Raw genomic sequence first — 20,342 nt, forward strand, 5'->3', positions numbered from 1 at the left:
TTTTTAGACTCAAAATATAAACACTACTTACACGAATTTGCACCAATTCTATTTGTGAAATTAATTTCGCAAACTTAAAGTACTCATCAAAAATTTGTGCAAATTCGTGCAATTCGTGTTCCTTCAAAATAAAAGAAATACATTTTTATGGACATCAATACAAATAAATCATATACTAAATATTACATTATTGCATGGGTATTTGGTTTGCTTTTCTATTTTTTAGATTATGTTATACGCTCATCCCCGGCTGTAATGCTTCCGGAACTTGCACAGAGTTTTTCCGTAAATGAGATTCGATTGGTTACTATTATAGGAACTTATTATTACACTTATTCGACTTGCAGTTTAATCGCAGGAATTGCCCTGGATCGGTTTGGAGCCAAATATTCGCTCTTTGCCGGAGCACTTATTTTAGGAATTGGATGTTTACTGTTTATGATTTCTAGTCAGTTTAGCGGCGTAACGGGGCGATTGTTTCAAGGTGCCGGATGTGCCTTCGCTTTTCCGGGTTGTGTGTATTTGGCGAGCAAAGGATTCTCAGCAAAATCATTGGCAACTGCAATTGGTGTTACTCAATGCTTAGGAATGCTCGGCGGTTCAGCAGGACAATTTGTTGTAGGTCCTTTAATCGAAAAAGGAATGGATATAACAACTTTCTGGCTTTCTATCGGAATTTTTACTATAATCGTTGCTTTTGGACTTTGGTTTATAACTCCGGCAAACGTAGTCGAGAAAAAGGAAGAAACTATCGTAAAAAAGCAAAGCTTGCTTGAACCTTATAAAGTTGTTTTTAGTAATCCTCAATCCTGGTTGTGCGGAATCGTTTCAGGATTATTATTTGCTCCAACCACTATATTTGCTATGACTTGGGCAGTAGATTTTTTTCAGAAAGATCGTGCTTTCGACTTTCATAGTGCAACAATTTCGAGTGCAATGGTCGCTTTTGGTTGGGTATTTGGCTGTCCGTTATTAGGATATATTACAGATAAAATAAACAAACGCAAACCCGTTTTAATATTTGGAGCGCTATTTATGATTTTGAGTCTGATTCAGTTATTGTATTTCCCCGATTTACTTCCTACGAAAATCAGTATGTTTTTGTTGGGCGTTGGTTCTGGTGCCGCAATGATTCCGTATTCTATAATTAAAGAAGCGAATCCTGACAATGTAAAAGGAAGTGCTACAGGAGCCATTAATTTTATAACTTTTGGAGTAACAACGCTTTTAAGTCCGTTATTCAGTCGTTTGTTCGGACAAACATTAAATGATACAACGGATAAAATTATGCATTTTCAACAAGCAGGTTTATTCTGGATTATTGGAATTTCGATAGCAATTCTGGTGAGTTTTCTATTAAAGGAAACTGGCGAAGGAAAATCGAATAATACTCCTGAACTGGCGAAAGATTGATAATTATTAAAGCTAGAAGATAAGAAGCAGAATAAGATGCAACACGATTTGATTGTATCTTATTCTTCTTTTGTTACTACAATAGAAGCTTTAAAACCTGCCGCAAGATTATCCCAATAATCATTGGTTACCAATTGACCTTTATCATCATAAACTCGAATTTCGGCTGTATTTCCTCCTAAACTACCAATGTTTAGTGCTTCGAAATCCAATTTATTAAAACCGTTTACAAGATCAATTTTTACATCTTTAAAATTACCTTCTAAAAATATCTGATCTCTAATCACCTGATCATTAGAAGATACTTTTACCAAATCGCCATCAATAGCACCAAAATCTCTTAGCTTTATAATAAAGTATTTCGATTTTGTTCTAAAATCTCCCAGAGAAATATTCTTTCTTACTAATTGTCCGCGACCTTCTTTTAGTCCTGCATCTCTTAAAGCTTTATCCAGATCTTTTTCCATTTTAGGTACATAACGGTCACCTGGATTGGCAAAATCAGTTTCGGTAGACATTGTAAATTTACTTTTCTCTGCTCCTACCTGCAATTGCGATTTTGGAGTAATACTGGTATTATCAAAAACGTTTGGTGTTTTTATACTTGGTATATCCATCTTATCAGCCTGAGGATCTTTAACCTCTGGTATTGGAGTCTTCTTTGGCTTTGCACCAAATTTAGGTGCTGCGATAGGTCTGTATTTAGTACCAAATTCAGTTTGAGCTGAAACAGTGACAGCGGTAAAAAATAATATGAAAAATAAGATGTGCTTCATTGAAAAAGTATTATCGAATCGGCTTTTAAAAATTTTATAAGATCAAAGCATAGCATCACAAAAATAGCATAATTTAATTAGGCACTACAACTTTAAGACTATTATAACAATATATTAGGCTAATTTTTGGAAAGCAAAAAACCTGCCAAACTTCTTGTAGAAAAAAAACCGATTTGTTAAAAAAACAAATCGGTCATCACACTAGTAATTAATTACTGTTTATTTTTATGCTATTTATTTTTAATAATTACAGCAGTTAGTGTTGTAAGATCTAAAGTTTTTACTTCGCTATAATCAAGAAAAGTTAACCCACTAAAAGTAATTCCGGCATCAATATAATCTACACTCACAATATCCTGGAATATCTCTCCGTCTGTACTCTTAACAGTAAACTTTACAGAAAAAGAACCTTGCGTATAATCATTATATGCTTCTTTTGAAATATTTTTCAAGTCGTATGTAATCATTAAACCAACAGTTGCAGTAACTTCTTTCTTTGTAATGGTTAGTGAAAAATTTGATGGATTGAATGCTGTACCTGCTGATGTATTATCGTCATCACTGCTTGAACTACAACTTGAAACTAAAACTGACATAAAAATCAAAAGTGCAAAGCTAAAGGTTGATTTCAAAAAAGATAATTTTCTCATAATTTAAAGATTAAAAGGTTAGATTCTACAAATATTTGTAGGTTTATTTCTGCAATTATATAAGAAATAATTACATATACCTACAAAAAAGTAAGATTTAACTTAAATAAAAGAAATACTGATTCAAATTTCTTAAAACAAGAGTTTTAATACAAAAATGCTCTTTTTACTTTGACATTTAATAAGTTATGAGTAACTTCAAGATTTTAATTTATCTTTATAAAAATACAAGCAAATGGACTACATTGACTATTATAAAGTATTAGATATCACAAAATCGGCCACTGAAGCCGAGATTAAAAAGGCCTATAGAAAACTGGCCAGAAAATATCATCCAGACCTGAATCCGAATGATAAGGAAGCAGAGAGAAAATTCAAGGAAATCAATGAAGCAAACGAAGTTTTAAGCAATCCCGAAAATCGTAAAAAATACGACAAATACGGAAAAGACTGGAAACATGCTGCTGAATTCGAAAAAGCAGGTTACGATCCTAACCAACAGCAACAATATTCCAGACAACAGCAAGGCGGCAATCAAAGTTATTCTGATTTTGGCGGAGGAGATTTTTCAGGAAGTGATTTTTCTGATTTCTTCAATTCTATGTACGGTTCTTCAGGAAGAAGTTCAAGAGGTCAGGCAAAATACCGCGGACAGGATTTTAATGCCGAATTGCAACTTGACTTAGCTTCAGCTTATACTACGCACAAACAAAATCTAACGGTAAACGGCAAAAATATCCGAATTACAATTCCGGCCGGAGTCGAAAACGGACAAATTATAAAAATTCCTAATCATGGAGCACCGGGCGCAAATGGCGGACCAAACGGGGATTTATACATTACTTTTTTAATTGATAATAATTCAGAATTTAAACGTGAAGGCAATAATTTATATGCTGATGTTGACCTGGATTTATACACGGCCATTTTAGGAGGCGAAATCTATGTAAACACTTTTGACGGAAAAGTAAAAATAAAGGTAGCTCCGGAAACTCAACCCGGAACGAAAGTAAAACTGAAAGGAAAAGGTTTTCCAATATATAAAAAAGACAATCAGTTTGGGGATTTGTACATTACTTATACGTTAAAAATTCCAACAAAATTATCGGCAAAAGAAAAAGAATTATTCGAAGAACTAGCTAAATTAAGAAATCATGAATAGTAAAAACTTAATTCAAATAAAACAGTTTTGTCTGTATCACGAAATTGAAAACACTTTTATAACAGAGCTTCATAATTATGGTTTAGTGAAAATTATTTTTCTTGAAGAAGATGAATATCTACAACCGGAACAATTACCCGCTGTAGAAAAAATGATCCGCCTGCATTATGACCTTAAAATCAATTTAGAAGGTATTGATGTCATTGCAAATCTTTTAGACAAAATCGAAGTATTGCAACAAAACCTTACTGCAACTCAAAATAAACTTCGCCTTTATCAGCACCATCAAATTGAATAATGATTTTTTTTCGCCACTCCCGATAGCTATCGGGATTCACAGATTAAAATGATTTATGCTGTAAGTGTTTTTTCGCCACGAATTACACAAATTAAACGAATTAAAATTGGTGTAAATTTGTGTAATTCGTGGCAAAATTTTTTACGCAATAAATAATCCTTAGAATCATTTTAATCTGTGGCAAGAAAATAAAACTTACTCCTCAAAATATCACAAAAAAGAACGTTTTACGAATTGATTTCAATCTAATTTGGTTCTTTATCAGTTGTATATTTTATAAATTGCAGCGAAATTAACTAACCTGAATTTGATTTGAAATCGAAGAAACAAATTCAATAAAATATAAAGAAATGAAAAGAGAAAACATCTTGACAGGATCACCTTGGGAGGACAAAATGGGATATTGCCGCGCGGTAAGAATTGGTAATATCATTGAAGTTTCAGGAACTGTGGCTATTGTTGATGGCGAAAAAGTAAAAGCCGATGATGCTTATGCTCAAACCTACAACATCCTGGAACGTGTTGAAAAAGTTTTGGAAGATTTGAATGTTGGAATGAAAGACGTAATCAGAACCCGAATTTTCACTACCGATATTACTTCTTTCGAAGAAGTTGCAAGAGCTCACGCTTCATTTTTTAAAGATGTAAAACCTACAACAGGTTTTTATGAAATTAGCAAACTCGTTGCACCTGAATATTTAGTCGAAATTGAATTTACAGCTGTTGTACAGTAAATATTTTTTAACCACAAATTGCACAAATTTTCGCTAATTGTTTTTTTGCTAAAACTATTAATTTGTGAAAATTTGCGGAATTTGTGGTTAAAATTTTTCATTTTTTTTTGCCACTCCTAAATAGAACTAGCCGCGTTAAAGATTTAAAAGATTTCTTTTTTTATTTTTCACAATCAAAAAGCTATTAATTAGTGAAAATTAGTGAAATTCGTGGCAAACTTTTTCTTTAAATAATTAATGACTTCTCAAAAACTAAAAGAAATATTCCTGACCACTTTCAAATGGATTTTGATATGCGTTTTGATAGGTCTTCTATCCGGATCTGCATCAGCTTTTTTCCTGGTTGCTTTAGAATTTGTAACACAATTTAGAATTCACCACAACTGGATTATCTGGCTTTTGCCTTTCGGCGGATTATTAGTTGGATTCAGTTATTATTATTGGGGAGAATCTGTTGCAAAAGGAAATAATTTATTGCTCGAAGAATACGAAAATCCCAAAAAAGTTATTCCGTTCAAGATGGCTCCTTTGGTGCTTTTAGGAACTTTAATTACTCACTTATTTGGAGGTTCTGCCGGTCGAGAAGGAACTGCTGTTCAAATGGGAGGAGCAATTGCCGATCAATTTACCAGGATTTTTAATTTAGATAATTCCGAAAGAAAGATTCTAATTATCCTCGGGATCAGTGCCGGTTTTGCATCGGTTTTTGGAACTCCGTTAGCGGGCGCTATTTTTGCTTTGGAGGTTTTATACTTTAGTAAAATCAATTTCAAAAGCATTATTTTATCTTTTTTAGTAGCTTACGTTGCATATTTTACCGTAGAATTCTGGCAGGTAAAACATACGCATTACAGTATTCCTACTGTTCCTGAAATTAGCATTTCAACTTTATGCTACGTTATCATCATTGGAGTTTTATCAGGCTTTGCAGCTTTACTATTTTCCAGAAGTACACATTTTTGGGGTTCACTTTTTTCTAAAATTAAATATCCGCCACTACGTCCTTTTATAGGAGGAATAATTCTGGCGATTGCCATAGCGGGTTTTGGTTTAACAAAATTTGCAGGATTAGGTGTTCCGGTTATTGTAGATTCATTTTCGAATGCCAATATGTGGTACGATTTTTTACTTAAAATTTTATTCACTGGCTTTACTTTAGGAGCAGGATTTAAAGGCGGCGAAGTAACTCCATTGTTTTTTGTCGGCGCCACTTTAGGAAGCGCTTTATCCTTAATAATCCCGTTGCCAATTGCACTATTAGCAGGTTTGGGATTTGTTGCAGTATTTTCGGGAGCAACCCACACGCCTATCGCCTGCACTATTATGGGAATGGAACTTTTTGGCATTCAACCCGGATTATTTATTGCCATTGCCTGTACAATTGCTTATTTTTCTTCGGGCTCTGTGGGAATTTATAAATCGCAAATTGTGTCGAAAAATAAATTCCAATTTTTTAAATTCCAAAATCCAATAGAAAAGAAAAATTCCAAAAATTAAATTCCAAATTCCAATACTAGCAAGAAATTCAATTTTCAAAATAAAAAAATCCGTTTAAATCTGCGTTTTCGCTTTAGCGAATCCGTTTTGTCTGCGTATAAATTCAAATTCCAAAAAATAAATTCCAAATTCCAACGAAAACAAATCAGTCTTATTTTAACTCCTTTTGTGAATCTCTGAGCTTTCTTTGAGAATCTCTGTGAAATAAAAAAACTTAAATTCCAAAAAGCAAATCCCAAATTCCAAAAAGAAAAAATCCGTTTAAAATCCGCGTTTTCGCTTTAGCTAATCCGTTTCATCTGCGTACCATTATTACTTTTTTTCAATCAACTCTATTTCAGAAAACTGAAAACTGAGACTGATCCCGATAGCTATCGGGAGCGACCGAAAACTGTCAACTAATAAAAGTGTGTTAATCTGTAAAATGATTTCAACATTACATTAAAAAAATGTAAATTCGCACACTATGAAAATACAAGATATTCAAGCGATACAATTGTTACTCGCTACCCCAAAGAAAATCGCCATAATTCCACATAGAGGTCCTGACGGGGATGCTATGGGTTCAACCTTAGGTTTATACCATTTTTTATTAAAAAACAATCATCAGCCAACTGTGATTGCTCCCAATGATTTTCCTGATTTTTTAGCCTGGTTACCAGGTTCTGAAACCGTAAAAATCTTCGAAAAAGACACTGAAAACTGCACCAAAATATTAGAAGAAGCTGAGTTGATTTTTACATTAGACTTTAATGCTTTTCATCGTACTGGCGAAATGGAACATACTTTAGCAAAGCTAACGGCTCCGTTTATCATGATCGACCACCACCAAAAACCGGATGATTATGCAGCTTATACCTATTCTGATACTTCGTTTGGATCAACTTGCGAAATGGTGTATAACTTCATTTCTTTTTTAGGTAGAAAAGAAGATTTAGACAAAACCATTGCCACTTGTATCTATACCGGAATATTGACTGATTCAGGTTCTTTCCGTTTTCCGGGAACAACAGGAAACACCCACAGAATCATTGCAGAGCTAATAGATTTAGGAGTCGAAAACACTCAGATTCCTGTTTTATTATTTGATAATAGTTCATACAGCCGTTTGCAATTATTAGGTCGCGCTTTACAGAATATGAAAGTGCTTGAGCAACACAAAACATCCTATACTACACTTACTCAGGCAGAACTGGATTCCTTTGATTATGTAAAAGGTGATACTGAAGGAATCGTTAATTACGGACTAAGTATAAAAGGTATTGTTTTTACTGCTATTTTTATCGAAAATAAAGACGAGAAAATTATCAAGATTTCTTTCCGTTCACAAGGCGGATTCGACGTCAACCAATTTGCAAGAGATCACTTTAATGGTGGCGGACATAGCAATGCGGCCGGCGGAAGATCTGACGTTTCGATGGAAGAAACCGTGAAGAAATTTGAAGATTTAGTAAATAAACTAAAAATATAACCCCATATGAACTACTTAAAACTAAGCATTTACCCCCTACTTTTTGCTGTTTTATTGGTGAGCTGTAAGCAACACGAAGAAGCCAGAAGACCTATTTCTCAGGCTTCGGGTACTTTCATGAAAAAATCGGTGGACAGAAACAAAAAATTAGTAGCCAACGAAGAGGAGGTTATTAAAAAGATAATCAAAAGCAATCCGAAAATAAAATATTACGCTACCAGAAAAGGATACTGGTTGTATTATGACGAAAAAAACACAACAGATCTTTCGACACCTAAAAAAGGAGATATTGCTTATTTTAATCTGGAAGTAAAAGACATAGACGGTAAAATTATTTATTCTGAAGCTGATCTTGGCCCTCAAACTTATTATGTAGACAAACAGGAAATCATGATGGGATTGCGCGATGGTATCAAAATGATGCATAAAAATGAAACCGTAACTTTCTTATTTCCTTCGCATATTGCCTATGGATATCATGGAGACAACAAAAAAATAGGAACCAATCAATCCTTAATTTGCACCGTTACGCTTCGTAATTTTGTACCGGATCCGGCGGCTAAACCAACGCCTGTAGCGGGTCAGACTGCCACTACAACCACTACAACCACTACAGCTGCTCCAAAACCTGCAACACCAAAACCTGCAGCTCCAACTAAAAAAGATACAATAAACCCATAAAAACAACATTTTAAAAATGAAAAAGAGTATTCTATTATTACTTGCTGTTACCGTTAGCTCATTATATTCTTGTAAAGACGAGCACAGCAACCTACCTGATGGTTTATATGCAGATATTGAAACCAATAAAGGGCACATTATTGTTGAATTAGATTATACAAAAGCACCAGTTACTGTTGCAAACTTCGTCACTTTAGCCGAAGGTAAAAACGAGTTTGTAACAAAAGACTATCTAAAGAATAAACCTTTTTTTAATGGATTAAAATTTCACAGAGTTATTGAAAATTTCATGATTCAGACTGGAGATCCGGAAGGAACTGGTTCAGGAGATACAGGATATAAATTTAAAGACGAAATCACAGATTTAAAATTTGACAAAGCAGGAGTTTTGGCAATGGCTAATAACGGACCTGGAACAAACAGCAGTCAATTTTTTATCACGCACGTTGAAACTCCCTGGTTAGACGGAAAACATACTATTTTTGGTCATGTTGTAGACAAAGGTCAGGAAGTTGTAAATCAGGTAAAACAAGGCGATACGATCGTTGCCGTAACAATTATCAGAAATGGTGAAGCCGCTAAAAAGTTTGATGCTGTAAAAGTATTTCACGATTATTTCTCTGAAATTGCTAAAGAAAAAGGTAAATACGCAGGAGTTCAAAAAGAAAAAGTAGCTTATTTTGCCTCTGTCAAACCAAAGACAACTAAAACAACTTCAGGTTTAGAATATTTAATTACTGAAAAAGGAACAGGTAAAAAACCAACTGCAGGAACTCAATTGTACATTAATTATTCAGGTTTCTTAGAAGACGGAACTTTGTTTGACTCAAGCGTAGAAGAGGTAAATAAAGCTTTCGGAAAATTTGATGCAGCAAGAGCAGATCAACACGGTTACCAGCCAATTCCGTTTCAGGCAGGTCGTAAAGATGGTATGATTCCTGGATTTATAGAAGGAATTGAGCAACTTTCATTTGGAGATAAAGCAATACTTTTTATTCCGTCTCATTTAGCTTACGGAGCAACTGGTGCAGGAGGAGTTATTCCGCCAAACGCTAACATTATTTTCGAAATTCAATTATTAGAAAAGCCACAATAAATTATTTATAAAATCAATATAGACTTAAATTCTAAATCATGAAGTTTAAATTTCTATTTTTATTTTGCCTGGCAGTAGTAAACATTCAGGCTCAGACAAAGAAACCCGTAGCAAAACCAAAAGCGCCTGCAACAAAAGCAGCGACAAAAGTGGCTCCGGCAACCAATCCAAACGACGGAATTTTTGCTACAATATCAACTACAAAAGGAGATATTGTTGTATCATTAGAATACATAAAAACTCCGGTAACGGTAGCTAACTTTATTTCACTTGCAGAAGGAAATAATCCTAATGTAAAAGTGGAAAGACTTAAAGGAAAACCTTTTTACGACGGATTAAAATTTCACAGAGTAATCAATGACTTTATGATTCAGGGTGGAGATCCGGACGGAAATGGTTCTGGAGGTCCTGGATATTCTTTTAAAGATGAATTTGTTGAAGAATTAAAATTTGAAAAAGGCGGTGTTCTTGCCATGGCAAATTCTGGTCCTGCTACAAACGGAAGCCAGTTTTTTATCACGCATAAAGAAACTCCGTGGTTAAACGGAAAACATACGATTTTTGGTCATGTAGTTTCAGGAATGGATAATGTAAATAAAATTGTTCAGGATGATATCATGACGAAAATTACCATTACCCGCAAAGGTGACGCTGCTAAAAAGTTTAATGCTGTAAAAGTTTTAGCTGATGATGCAAAAAAACAAGAAGCTAAAAAAGCTGAATCTCAAAAAGTAGTAACTGAAAAAGCAGCTTATTTTGCCGCTACTAAAGCGAAAGCAACTAAAACTGCATCAGGCTTACAATATGTAGTTACTAAAAAAGGAACTGGTGTAAAAGGTGCCGAAGGTTCTAATATTTATTTCCACTACGCAGGGTATTTTGAAAATGGAAATCTTTTTGACAGCAGTATTGCAAGCGTAGCAAAAGCGTATGGCAAATATGATGCAAACCGCGATGCTCAAAAAGGATACCAGGCTTTCCCGTTTACAGTAGGTAAAAAAGACGGAATGATCCCTGGTTTCATTGAATCATTAGACATGATGACTGACGGAGAAAAAGCAATTTTCTTTCTTCCTTCAAATTTAGCTTACGGAGAAAAGGGTGCCGGAGGAGTTATTCCGCCAAACTCTACTTTGGTTTTCGAAATTGAAACCTACCAAAATCAGCCTGCAGCAAAATAAGATTTTTATTTTATCAGAATATATTCAAACCCTTCAAAATATAGAATTTTGAAGGGTTTTTTATTTTATCCAATTATATCAAATTCACAATATTAGAGTATAAAATAAGATCTAAACCAAACTCATAATAATGTTTCTCGCTGTTTTCTATTAAATCCTAAACAAAATAGCTTACCTTTGCCGGCTTTATTTTTTTAATCTAAACAAGTTAAGATGTCACAAAACAATGTATTAAAGGGAGTATTTTTAGTCGCAATAGGCGCTACAACTTACGGAATGTTAGCTACTTTCGTAAAAATGGCTTATTCAGAAGGATATACAACTGCCGAAGTAACCACATCTCAATTTATATTAGGAATCATTGGTATTTTATTGATAAACGCTTTTCAAAAAGCAAAACATAAAGACAAGGTTGTAAAAGCGACCAAAAAAAACATATTCAGCTTAATGCTTGCCGGTACATCATTAGGTATGACAAGTTTATTCTATTATCTGGCTGTAAAATACATTCCCGTTTCTATTGGTATTGTTTTATTAATGCAAACCGTTTGGATGGGAGTTTTACTGGAAATGTTTTTAGAAAAAAAATTACCCTCAAAACAAAAAGTAATTGCTGTAATTATTGTACTTATTGGTACTGTTCTGGCTACCAATATCATTCATAATGATGTAGATCTTGACTGGCGTGGTCTTGCCTGGGGAGTTTTGGCAGCAGCCTCATTTACTACAACTATGTTTACGGCAAATAGCGTTGCTACAGAGATTTCATCAGCACAACGTAGTTTATATATGCTTTTAGGTGGAGCTGTAATTGTATTTTCATTCGCAATTGCTACTCAGGTTACTCCTTTTAACTTTGAGATCTTCATGAAATGGGGAATCATCCTGGCTCTTTTCGGAACTATTATTCCTCCTATGCTTATGACTGCAGGTTTTCCATTAACCGGAATTGGTTTAGGAAGTATCGTTTCAGCACTTGAACTTCCTGTTTCTGTCATGATGGCTTATGTATTATTAGACGAACAAGTAATTCTTTCTCAATGGATTGGAATCGTCCTGATCATTCTTGCCATAATTATTATGAATGTCAATTTTAAACGTAAAAATTAACTTATTTTATGAGGATCTAAAAAAAAGTGACTTGTAATGTAATAATTGTTAATTTTTTTATAAATTCGTGATAAACATTTAATTATCATGAATTTACCTTGGCATTTATATTTAATGGCAGCGCTCTATATTATTGCCGGATTAAATCATTTTAGAAATCCCGGAATGTATATCAGAATCATTCCGCCCTTTTTCTCCAACCCCAAATTAATAAATATTTTAAGCGGAGTTGCCGAAGTTGTTTTTGGCATACTCCTAATGGTTAGTTACACAACAAATTTTGCTGCGTGGGGAATTATTGCACTATTAATTGCTGTATTTCCTGCAAATCTGTTTATGTATCAAAATAAAAAAGCAAGTTTTGGTTTACCAAATTGGATTTTATTTGTACGTTTGCCCTTACAATTTGTTTTGATTTTTTGGGCATACCAATATACCCTTTAACAATCAACTATTAATTAAATTATTTTATTATGAAAAAATTATTTGCAGAGTTCTTTGGAACTTATTGGCTAGTTTTTGGAGGTTGTGGAAGCGCACTTTTTGCTGCTGGAATTCCTAATTTAGGAATTGGATTTGCAGGAGTTGCATTGGCTTTCGGTTTAACAGTATTAACGATGGCATATGCTGTAGGGCATATTTCTGGCGGACATTTTAATCCGGCAGTATCATTTGGTCTTTGGGCCGGCGGAAGATTCCCGGCAAAAGATCTTTTACCTTACATTATCTCACAATGCGTTGGTGCACTTGCTGCGGCCGGAACATTATTCATCATCTGGTCAGGAAAAGCAGGAAATGCAATCAATAACACACAAGCCGGAGCTTTTGCCTCAAACGGTTACGGAGCGTTCTCTCCTGACAACTATTCTATGGCATCAGCATTTATTGCAGAATTTGTTCTAACATTATTCTTCTTATTGGTAATCCTTGGGGCTACAGATAAATTTGCAAACGGAAGATTTGCCGGTATAGCAATTGGTTTGGCATTAACTCTAATTCACTTAATCAGTATTCCTATTACGAACACTTCTGTAAACCCTGCAAGATCTTTATCTCAGGCAATTTTTACCGGAGGAGAGCCATTAGCACAAGTTTGGTTATTTTGGGTTGCACCAATTTTAGGAGCCATTGTAGCCGGATTTTTATACAAAACGTTGTTACAAAATCACGACGCAGCTTAATCAAATTCAATTCAACTAAAAAAACATCATATGGCATTTTTATATTTTTTACTTATAGGAGCAATTTCAGGATGGCTTGCTGGCCAAATCTGGAAAGGCGCAGGTTTTGGATTATTGGGTAATATCATCGTCGGGATCATTGGCGGAATTATTGGTGGCTGGATTGCCGGCAATCTTGGCATTGGCGGCGGCGGACTTCTTTGGCAAATTTTAATTGCTGTTGGAGGAGCCTGGGTATTACTGTTTTTAATCAGCCTGATTAAAAAAGCATAAAAAAACACCTTATAACTTACTTTTAAAGAGAAAATCTGATATATTTATATTCGGTTTTCTCTTTTTTTATATGCCTGTATTTTAAATTAATTTCTTCATAGAAAACAGATTACACTTTTTTATCAATCTAAATTTTACTTATGAATGATATTATAGCATATTTCAGCACCATTCCGTCTACCCATCGAAGTTTAATTCTGGTGGGAGGAATTACTATCTTTTGGCTCATCGAAAATACCTTCCCGCTGTTTCAAATGAAATACAGAAAATGGCAGCACGCAGGCATCAATTTCTTTTTGACCTTCACTACCATTATTGTAAATTTTGTATTGGCTTTTATCCTCATTAAAACAGCGAACTGGACAACAGAAAATCATTTTGGAATATTGCAATGGCTGCCCGCAATACCAATTTGGTTGTATACCATTATAGGACTTCTTTTATTGGATTTAATTGGAGCTTATTTAGCGCATCTCGTTCAGCACAAAATAAAATTTCTCTGGCGTTTTCATATCATTCATCATACCGATACCTGGATCGACACCACAACCGCCAATAGACATCATCCGGGAGAAAGTGTCATTCGGTTTATTTTTACTACTCTGGGCGTTCTGATTGTAGGAAGCCCCATGTGGATGGTTTTCTTATATCAAAGTTTATCCGTTATTTTCTCGCAGTTTAATCATGCTAATATTTCTTTGCCTCCTAAATTTGATTCCTTTTTGAGTTATTTTATCATTTCACCCAATATGCATAAAGTACATCATCATTATGTTTTACCTTATACTGATAGCAATTACGGAAATATTTTTTCAGTTTGGGATCGGCTTTTTGGCACTTTTACGACACTTCCAAAAGAAGAATTAATTTACGGAGTTGATACACATATGGAACCTGAAGAAAACAACAAATTGCAAAATTTATTGCAAATTCCGTTTCAAAAATCAAGATCTGCAAAAAACAGTTAAAATCATTAAAAAAAATATCCCAGATCGAACCAACTAATTATTTTTTTTATTAATATTGATACTTAAATTGAAAATCAATCTATTAATCATTAACCCCTATTTTGAATTAATTTTCACGTGATGAAAAAGAGTAACCGCAAAGAATTGAATTGGGAGCAAACCGAAAAACTTGTTTCGCTAGCCTTAGAAGAAAAAAATCCATTTGAGATCATTAAAAAGGAATTTGGATTGGCAGAAAAAGAAGTTCTGGAAATCATGAAAAAGAAGATGCCACTTGAAAAATTTGAAATGTGGAAAAAAAAGGCAATTGCAAATAAACCAAAACCAAAGCCTGTTAAAATAGATGATTTTGACGAAGATCTGGATGGTAAATATTATATAAAAAACAAGCTAGACTAACACAGAACTCCTGACATTCAGGAGTTTTTTTATTATTTTTACTGCTAATGTAACTTTTTAATATTTTGTAAGTCATATACGAATAACTAAACTTAAATAAATGAAAAAAATACTTTACACCTTAGCTCTTGCAGCAACTCTTTGGAGCTGTAAAACAGGAAGCTCATCTGGTGCCGCAAATGTCGTAGGTGTTAACATTAATCTTGTTGATGTAAAAGATGACAAAGTACTGGTGACCGTTACACCTCCCACAATAAAAACCGACGAAGTAATTTATAGTATCCCAAAAACAGTTCCTGGAACTTACTCTACAGATAACTACGGTAAATTTTCAGATGATTTTAAAGCTTTTGATGCAAAAGGAAATCCTTTAACAGTAAAAAGAATCGACGATAATTCATGGTCAATTGCTGATGCCAAAAAATTAAAAAAAGTAACCTATTTAGTAGGTGATACTTTTGATACCGAAAAAGGAACCGGATTTGGTAACGACGACGTTTTTTCGCCGGCCGGAACCAATATCAATGCAGGAATCAACTTTATGGTGAACACGCATGGTTTCGTAGGTTATTTTCAGGATAAACTAGATGTACCTTATAAAGTTACAATCACACATCCTGAAACACTTTGGGGAGCAACATCAATGAATGATGAAGATGCAAGCAACACAAGCGACGTTTTTACAACTCCGCGTTATGCTGTTTTGGTCGAAAACCCAATCATGTATTCTAAACCGGATTATACTACGTTTAACGTAAACGGAATGGATATTTTAATCGCTGTTTACTCTCCAACAGGAAAATTTACTGCCGAAAGTATTACTCCTGAGATGAAAACAATGATGACAGCTCAGAAAAACTTTTTAGGAAAAGTAAATGCTACTAAAAAGTACACTGTTTTATTGTATTTGTCAAGCATGGCAAAAGATGATGCTCACGGTTTTGGAGCTCTGGAACATCCTACTGCAACTACCGTTGTTTTACCGGAATCTATGCCAAAAGAAAAATTAGTAGAATCAATGAAAGATGTTGTTTCGCATGAGTTTTTTCATATTGTAACACCATTAACGATTCACTCAAAAGAAATTCAGTATTTTGACTATAATGCACCAAAAATGTCTGAACATTTATGGATGTACGAAGGAGTAACAGAATATTTTGCCAACCTTTTCCAAATCAATCAGGGGTTAATTAGCGAAGCTGAGTTTTATACTCGTATTGCTGATAAAATCGAACAGGCAAAAGATCTAAATGATACAATGTCGTTTACCGTTATGAGCAAAAATGTATTAGAGCAGCCTTATAAAGACCAATACTTAAATGTATACCAAAAAGGAGCTTTAATTGGTATGTGCATCGACATTATCATTAGAGAAAAAAGCAACGGAGAAAGAGGAATTCTTGATTTAATGCATAAATTATCTGACGAATATGGTGTAGAAAAACCATTTAATGATGATGAACTTTTTGCTAAAATCACACAGCTTACTTACCCAGAAGTGGGCGAATTTTTGACTAAATATGTTCAGGGAACAACTCCAATTCCTTACGATTTTTATTTGGCAAAAGTGGGCGTAGGAAAAGCATCAGAAAAAGTTCCGGGATCTATTTTCATCAAAGGACAAGCTCCGTATATTGGTGTTGATCAGGTAACCAAAATAATAAGCGTTCGCCCGGGAATTGACCTTAATGTATTTTTTACCAGTTTAAATCTTAAAGCAGGCGATCAAATCCTTACTGTAAACGCAAAAGCTTACAACTTAGACAATATTTATGATTTGATTACCGAAAGTGAAAACTGGAAAGAAAATGATCCTATCACAATCAAAATCAAACGTGACGGAAAAGAACAAACCATCAAAGGAACTGTAAAAGTACCTTTCGAAGAAAAAGAAACTTTTAAAGCGACAGATGCTTCAAAAGACAAACTTAAAAATGCATGGTTAAAAGGATAATTTCTTTTCATCAAAACATAAAAAAAACCGACAAGTGATTGTCGGTTTTTTTGTTTTAGTTTGTCAGACTAAGTATTAAATAATAAAAATAAGGAGCTATTTCCTGCTGTCCACTGTATCTTTTGTGGTGAACCCCACCACAAAAGGATGCCGTTCCCATCAGGGCTAGGGATTTAGGCATTTTAAGAACTTTAGTGTATTACCAGCTCTTAGATTATGACATAAAAAAACCGACAAGTGATTGTCGTTTTTTTTTTTTGTCATCCTGACTCAGGAAGGATCACACAAGAAACTCCGCAAAGATTGTCGATATCCTTTGGCGATAAACTAGTGTGATCCTTCCTGCGTCAGGATGACAAGATTGTGCTTATTTCTTTACCGGAAATTTCCAATCAAATTCGTCTTTTTCGTTGATGATCGCACCAACTTCAAACTTTACTACTTCATCAAATTCAGTTTGAAGAATAAACCAATTGTCTTCGTTAAAGTAGTTTTCGAAAGTATCAAAAGTCTCCTGAGTATATTTTGTAATTCCTTTAGTCGCTAAATCCTTCTTTACATCAGCAATTTTTCTTCCGATTAATTTGAATCCAAAAACTTCCAAATCATTGCTTGACGCTACCAAATAACCTAATTTCAAGTCTTCTTCCTGATAAAACGTCAATCTGATTTTGTGTGCGTTGTATACAAAAATCACATTATCATCTTCATCTACATAATTTTTGTCCGGTTTTCCTAAAGCAGCGGTTACATCGTTTTGCTTCATTCCGAAAAGCAATTTATCAATTCCTGATTTTAGATTTATTTTCATATTTACTTTTTATTTAAAGTGCAAATTTCGGGAAGTTTTTGCAAAGTCCGTTATGTTTTGTTCTTATTAATTTTTCTGCCACGAATTGCACTAATTATCACGAATTATAATCTGTACTTAAGTGTTGTCAGGCTGAGCGGAGTCGAAGCCCACGTCCTATAGGAGTGCCCTTCGACTCCGCTCAGGGTGACATCGAGAAAGCTGACCGGTTTAGTGATGTCGAAGTCCTCATCGACTTAAAGCTCTTCGACTTCGCTCAGAGAAACATTACAATAAAAAATCCGCTTAAACCCGTTTCATCCGTAAAACCCGTGGGCAAATTTAATTCTGGTAATTCTTCTTATTGGGTTTCGCACTCATATAAAAAGTAATTTTTCCACCATTAATAACGTCAGAATGCTTCAGGAAAGGTTTCTCTAATTGTTTTCCATTCAAAATAACTTTACTTACAAACACATTTTTATCTGATTGATTTACCGTTTCAACTTCAAAAGTTTTACCATTTTCTAAATTAAAAACCGCTTTTTTAACCAACGGACTTCCCAACGCATATTCGTCAGAACCAGGAGCAACAGGATAAAATCCTAAACTGCTAAAAATATACCAGGCGCTCATTTGTCCAAAATCATCATTTCCGCCTAAACCATCTGCACCATTTCTATACATTTTTTTCAGGATCATTCGAATTTTGTCCTGTGCTTTCCAGGGTGAATTAGTCCAATTGTACAAATACACCACATGATGTGAAGGTTCGTTTCCGTGAACGTAATTCCCGATAATTCCTTCTCTGGTAATATCTTCTGTATTTTCGAAATATTTATCCGGTAAGTGCATACTGAACAACGAATCAAGACGAACATTAAACTTGTCGTTTCCTCCCATCATTTTAATCATATCAGCAGGATCCTGCGGAACATATAAACTGTAATTCCATGAATTTCCTTCAATAAATCCTTGTCCGTGTGTATCAAGTGGATCGAATTCTTTTTTGAAAGTTCCGTCGTTTAATTTCGGACGCATAAAACCTGTTTTTGCATCGTAAACGTTTTTATAATTTTTAGATCTTTCGATAAATTCATTATAAATTTCTGTTTTACCCAATTTTTTCGCTGCCTGTGCAATCGCCCAGTCATCATAAGCATATTCTAAAGTTTTAGAAACCGAAGCCCCGTTTTTATCTTCAGGAACATAACCCTTTGTCATATAATATTCCAATCCGTCATAATAAGGTACTTTTGCTGTGTTTACACACGCCTGAAGTGCTTTTTCAGGATCAAAATTCCCATTGCCTTTTACAATCGCATCGGCAATTACAGAAACTGAATGATAGCCTATCATACACCAATTTTCATTGGCATAGTGCGACCAGATTGGCAGCATTTTATGTACACTTTGATCTGAATGCGCCAACATCGAACTAATCATGTCTGAGTTTCTGGCTGGCTGCACTAAATTGAACAAAGGATGCAAAGCCCTGTACGTATCCCATAATGAATAACTGGTATAGTTTTTAAAATTTTCGGCTTTATGAACATTCATATCCAAACCTTTATAGTTACCATCTAAATCCATGTATTCTGTTGGTCCTAAAAAGGCATGATACATCGAGGTATAAAAATTGACCAAATCTTCTTTCTGAATGGTTTCTACCTGAATTTTATTCAATTCGTTGTTCCATACTTCCTGACTTTGTTTTTTTACTTTTTCGAAATCCCAACCCGGAACTTCTTTTTTCATATTTTCGAGCGCACCGGCTGAACTTACGGGAGATAAAGCCATTTTTATTTTGATTTTTTCTCCTTCATTAGTATTAAAATCAAAAAACAATTTTAAGTTTTGACCTGCCATTTCCGGGAAATTCTTCGTTTGATCGAATCTTCCCCAAAAACCTCTGTAGACACTTTTTTCAACAGGCGCTTGTCCGTAATTTTTAATGGGTTTACTAAAGGACATTGCAAAATAAACAGTTCTGGTTCTTGCCCATCCGTTTGTCTGACGATATCCTGTAATTAATGTATCGTTCTCAACACGAACAAATGTCCAGACGTTCTTTTTATCGTAATTGTAAATTCCTGAAGTCAGATCCAGAATGATATGCGCTTCATCCGACTTTGGAAATGTATACTGATGCATTCCCACGCGCGTAGTTGCAGTAAGCTCTGCTTTAATTTTATGATCTTCCAGCATTACGCTGTAATAAGCCGGTTCTGCTTTTTCGGTCGAATGAGAAAATGCCGATCTATAACCTGATAATGGTTTTGAAGCTACTCCGGGATTCAATTGCAATTTTCCGGTTGTAGGCATTATTAGAAAATCTCCTAAATCTGAATGGCCTGTTCCGCTAAAATGGGTATGGCTAAAACCTACAATGGTTTTGTCTTCGTATTGGTATCCTGCACAATATTTATAAACGTCTCCGTTATATTTTCCGTTTAAACTGTATGCAGTAGTATCAGTTTCCGGACTTAATTGTACGCTTCCAAACGGAACGGTTGCTCCTGGATAAGTATGTCCCATCTTAGCTGTACCAATCATAGGATCAACGTACTGAATTAAATTACGTTTTTCTATTGCTTTTTTCTGAGCCTTTACTCCAAAGCCAATTACTAAAAAGGAGAATCCTAAGAGAAAACTTTTGCAATTTATTGTATTCATCAGGTATTTTTATTTAAACATTAAATTTTCTA

20 protein-coding genes are annotated in these 20,342 nt (G+C 34.4%); 16 read left to right on the top strand and 4 right to left on the bottom strand.

Annotated features, from left to right (window positions below; all coding sequences use genetic code 11):
• The first annotated feature begins 147 nt into the window (after nucleotides 1-147).
• Nucleotides 148-1,413: an MFS transporter gene (locus tag ACIDC4_RS03610; protein ID WP_412041785.1), complete on the top strand. Its 1,266-nt coding sequence runs from the start codon at nucleotides 148-150 to the stop codon at nucleotides 1,411-1,413.
• 59 nt (nucleotides 1,414-1,472) lie between these two features.
• On the opposite strand, the gene ACIDC4_RS03615 is transcribed toward ACIDC4_RS03610, so the two are convergent.
• Together ACIDC4_RS03615 and ACIDC4_RS03620 are read right to left on the bottom strand one after the other, a co-directional pair.
• Nucleotides 1,473-2,189 carry a hypothetical protein gene (locus tag ACIDC4_RS03615; RefSeq protein ID WP_412041786.1) on the bottom strand — a complete coding sequence of 239 codons (717 nt, stop codon included), beginning with the start codon at nucleotides 2,187-2,189 and terminating at the stop codon, nucleotides 1,473-1,475.
• 230 nt (nucleotides 2,190-2,419) lie between these two features.
• Entirely contained in the window at nucleotides 2,420-2,839 is a 420-nt protein-coding gene (locus ACIDC4_RS03620) for a hypothetical protein (RefSeq protein WP_412041787.1), read from the bottom strand.
• 235 nt (nucleotides 2,840-3,074) lie between these two features.
• On the opposite strand from ACIDC4_RS03620, the gene ACIDC4_RS03625 reads away from it, so the two are divergent.
• From ACIDC4_RS03625 to ACIDC4_RS03695, 15 genes are all read left to right on the top strand, one after another.
• On the top strand, nucleotides 3,075-4,001 hold the full coding sequence (locus ACIDC4_RS03625; protein ID WP_412041788.1) for a DnaJ C-terminal domain-containing protein: 927 nt from the start codon (nucleotides 3,075-3,077) through the stop codon (nucleotides 3,999-4,001).
• A complete protein-coding gene (locus tag ACIDC4_RS03630; RefSeq protein ID WP_412041789.1) occupies nucleotides 3,994-4,299 on the top strand; it encodes a chaperone modulator CbpM in 306 nt (101 codons plus the stop codon). The genes ACIDC4_RS03625 and ACIDC4_RS03630 overlap by 8 nt, the downstream gene beginning before the upstream one ends.
• Nucleotides 4,300-4,649: 350 nt before the next feature.
• On the top strand, nucleotides 4,650-5,033 hold the full coding sequence (locus tag ACIDC4_RS03635) for a RidA family protein (RefSeq protein WP_173970431.1): 384 nt from the start codon (nucleotides 4,650-4,652) through the stop codon (nucleotides 5,031-5,033).
• Between the two features lie 237 nt (nucleotides 5,034-5,270).
• Nucleotides 5,271-6,530 carry a voltage-gated chloride channel family protein gene (locus ACIDC4_RS03640; RefSeq protein ID WP_412041790.1) on the top strand — a complete coding sequence of 420 codons (1,260 nt, stop codon included), beginning with the start codon at nucleotides 5,271-5,273 and terminating at the stop codon, nucleotides 6,528-6,530.
• A 466-nt stretch (nucleotides 6,531-6,996) separates the two neighbouring features.
• The gene (locus tag ACIDC4_RS03645) at nucleotides 6,997-8,001 is read left to right on the top strand and encodes a DHH family phosphoesterase (RefSeq protein ID WP_412041791.1); all 1,005 of its coding nucleotides are present in this window, start codon (nucleotides 6,997-6,999) and stop codon (nucleotides 7,999-8,001) included.
• A 6-nt stretch (nucleotides 8,002-8,007) separates the two neighbouring features.
• The gene (gene gldI, locus ACIDC4_RS03650) at nucleotides 8,008-8,682 is read left to right on the top strand and encodes a gliding motility-associated peptidyl-prolyl isomerase GldI (protein ID WP_412041792.1); all 675 of its coding nucleotides are present in this window, start codon (nucleotides 8,008-8,010) and stop codon (nucleotides 8,680-8,682) included.
• Nucleotides 8,683-8,698: 16 nt separating this feature from the next.
• Nucleotides 8,699-9,778, top strand: a complete 1,080-nt coding sequence (locus tag ACIDC4_RS03655) for a peptidylprolyl isomerase (RefSeq protein ID WP_412041793.1) — start codon at nucleotides 8,699-8,701, stop codon at nucleotides 9,776-9,778.
• 38 nt (nucleotides 9,779-9,816) lie between these two features.
• The gene (locus ACIDC4_RS03660; RefSeq protein ID WP_412041794.1) at nucleotides 9,817-10,959 is read left to right on the top strand and encodes a peptidylprolyl isomerase; all 1,143 of its coding nucleotides are present in this window, start codon (nucleotides 9,817-9,819) and stop codon (nucleotides 10,957-10,959) included.
• Nucleotides 10,960-11,172: 213 nt separating this feature from the next.
• Nucleotides 11,173-12,069: an EamA family transporter gene (locus ACIDC4_RS03665; protein ID WP_194615340.1), complete on the top strand. Its 897-nt coding sequence runs from the start codon at nucleotides 11,173-11,175 to the stop codon at nucleotides 12,067-12,069.
• An 87-nt stretch (nucleotides 12,070-12,156) separates the two neighbouring features.
• Complete coding sequence (locus tag ACIDC4_RS03670; protein WP_412041795.1) at nucleotides 12,157-12,513, top strand: DoxX family protein; 357 nt, start codon at nucleotides 12,157-12,159, stop codon at nucleotides 12,511-12,513.
• A gap of 29 nt (nucleotides 12,514-12,542) precedes the next feature.
• A complete protein-coding gene (gene aqpZ, locus ACIDC4_RS03675; protein ID WP_230036629.1) occupies nucleotides 12,543-13,250 on the top strand; it encodes an aquaporin Z in 708 nt (235 codons plus the stop codon).
• 30 nt (nucleotides 13,251-13,280) lie between these two features.
• Nucleotides 13,281-13,523 carry a GlsB/YeaQ/YmgE family stress response membrane protein gene (locus tag ACIDC4_RS03680; protein ID WP_230036627.1) on the top strand — a complete coding sequence of 81 codons (243 nt, stop codon included), beginning with the start codon at nucleotides 13,281-13,283 and terminating at the stop codon, nucleotides 13,521-13,523.
• 140 nt (nucleotides 13,524-13,663) lie between these two features.
• The gene (locus tag ACIDC4_RS03685; RefSeq protein ID WP_412041796.1) at nucleotides 13,664-14,491 is read left to right on the top strand and encodes a sterol desaturase family protein; all 828 of its coding nucleotides are present in this window, start codon (nucleotides 13,664-13,666) and stop codon (nucleotides 14,489-14,491) included.
• A 120-nt stretch (nucleotides 14,492-14,611) separates the two neighbouring features.
• Nucleotides 14,612-14,890, top strand: coding sequence for a DUF2805 domain-containing protein (locus ACIDC4_RS03690; protein WP_055098339.1), 279 nt, complete (start codon nucleotides 14,612-14,614; stop codon nucleotides 14,888-14,890).
• A gap of 100 nt (nucleotides 14,891-14,990) precedes the next feature.
• Complete coding sequence (locus ACIDC4_RS03695; protein ID WP_412041797.1) at nucleotides 14,991-16,844, top strand: M61 family metallopeptidase; 1,854 nt, start codon at nucleotides 14,991-14,993, stop codon at nucleotides 16,842-16,844.
• A 367-nt stretch (nucleotides 16,845-17,211) separates the two neighbouring features.
• Here ACIDC4_RS03695 and ACIDC4_RS03700 read toward each other — a convergent pair whose 3' ends face one another.
• Both ACIDC4_RS03700 and ACIDC4_RS03705 read right to left on the bottom strand, forming a co-directional pair.
• Nucleotides 17,212-17,655 (bottom strand): hypothetical protein, encoded by a 444-nt coding sequence (locus ACIDC4_RS03700; protein ID WP_412041798.1) that lies wholly within the window; start codon nucleotides 17,653-17,655, stop codon nucleotides 17,212-17,214.
• 321 nt (nucleotides 17,656-17,976) lie between these two features.
• Complete coding sequence (locus ACIDC4_RS03705) at nucleotides 17,977-20,310, bottom strand: GH92 family glycosyl hydrolase (protein WP_412041799.1); 2,334 nt, start codon at nucleotides 20,308-20,310, stop codon at nucleotides 17,977-17,979.
• Nucleotides 20,311-20,342 lie beyond the last annotated feature (32 nt).

It is taken from the genome of Flavobacterium sp. C3NV (assembly GCF_046825355.2).
Taxonomy (GTDB): Bacteria; Bacteroidota; Bacteroidia; order Flavobacteriales; family Flavobacteriaceae; genus Flavobacterium.

Excerpts from the sequence above, each read along its gene's own strand:
- ACIDC4_RS03610 (WP_412041785.1), top strand. The coding sequence starts at position 148 with ATGGACATCAATACAAATAAATCATATACTAAATATTACATTATTGCA.
- ACIDC4_RS03615 (WP_412041786.1), bottom strand. The coding sequence starts at position 2,189 with ATGAAGCACATCTTATTTTTCATATTATTTTTTACCGCTGTCACTGTT.
- ACIDC4_RS03620 (WP_412041787.1), bottom strand. The coding sequence starts at position 2,839 with ATGAGAAAATTATCTTTTTTGAAATCAACCTTTAGCTTTGCACTTTTG.
- ACIDC4_RS03625 (WP_412041788.1), top strand. The coding sequence starts at position 3,075 with ATGGACTACATTGACTATTATAAAGTATTAGATATCACAAAATCGGCC.
- ACIDC4_RS03630 (WP_412041789.1), top strand. The coding sequence starts at position 3,994 with ATGAATAGTAAAAACTTAATTCAAATAAAACAGTTTTGTCTGTATCAC.
- ACIDC4_RS03635 (WP_173970431.1), top strand. The coding sequence starts at position 4,650 with ATGAAAAGAGAAAACATCTTGACAGGATCACCTTGGGAGGACAAAATG.
- ACIDC4_RS03640 (WP_412041790.1), top strand. The coding sequence starts at position 5,271 with ATGACTTCTCAAAAACTAAAAGAAATATTCCTGACCACTTTCAAATGG.
- ACIDC4_RS03645 (WP_412041791.1), top strand. The coding sequence starts at position 6,997 with ATGAAAATACAAGATATTCAAGCGATACAATTGTTACTCGCTACCCCA.
- gldI (WP_412041792.1), top strand. The coding sequence starts at position 8,008 with ATGAACTACTTAAAACTAAGCATTTACCCCCTACTTTTTGCTGTTTTA.
- ACIDC4_RS03655 (WP_412041793.1), top strand. The coding sequence starts at position 8,699 with ATGAAAAAGAGTATTCTATTATTACTTGCTGTTACCGTTAGCTCATTA.
- ACIDC4_RS03660 (WP_412041794.1), top strand. The coding sequence starts at position 9,817 with ATGAAGTTTAAATTTCTATTTTTATTTTGCCTGGCAGTAGTAAACATT.
- ACIDC4_RS03665 (WP_194615340.1), top strand. The coding sequence starts at position 11,173 with ATGTCACAAAACAATGTATTAAAGGGAGTATTTTTAGTCGCAATAGGC.
- ACIDC4_RS03670 (WP_412041795.1), top strand. The coding sequence starts at position 12,157 with ATGAATTTACCTTGGCATTTATATTTAATGGCAGCGCTCTATATTATT.
- aqpZ (WP_230036629.1), top strand. The coding sequence starts at position 12,543 with ATGAAAAAATTATTTGCAGAGTTCTTTGGAACTTATTGGCTAGTTTTT.
- ACIDC4_RS03680 (WP_230036627.1), top strand. The coding sequence starts at position 13,281 with ATGGCATTTTTATATTTTTTACTTATAGGAGCAATTTCAGGATGGCTT.
- ACIDC4_RS03685 (WP_412041796.1), top strand. The coding sequence starts at position 13,664 with ATGAATGATATTATAGCATATTTCAGCACCATTCCGTCTACCCATCGA.
- ACIDC4_RS03690 (WP_055098339.1), top strand. The coding sequence starts at position 14,612 with ATGAAAAAGAGTAACCGCAAAGAATTGAATTGGGAGCAAACCGAAAAA.
- ACIDC4_RS03695 (WP_412041797.1), top strand. The coding sequence starts at position 14,991 with ATGAAAAAAATACTTTACACCTTAGCTCTTGCAGCAACTCTTTGGAGC.
- ACIDC4_RS03700 (WP_412041798.1), bottom strand. The coding sequence starts at position 17,655 with ATGAAAATAAATCTAAAATCAGGAATTGATAAATTGCTTTTCGGAATG.
- ACIDC4_RS03705 (WP_412041799.1), bottom strand. The coding sequence starts at position 20,310 with ATGAATACAATAAATTGCAAAAGTTTTCTCTTAGGATTCTCCTTTTTA.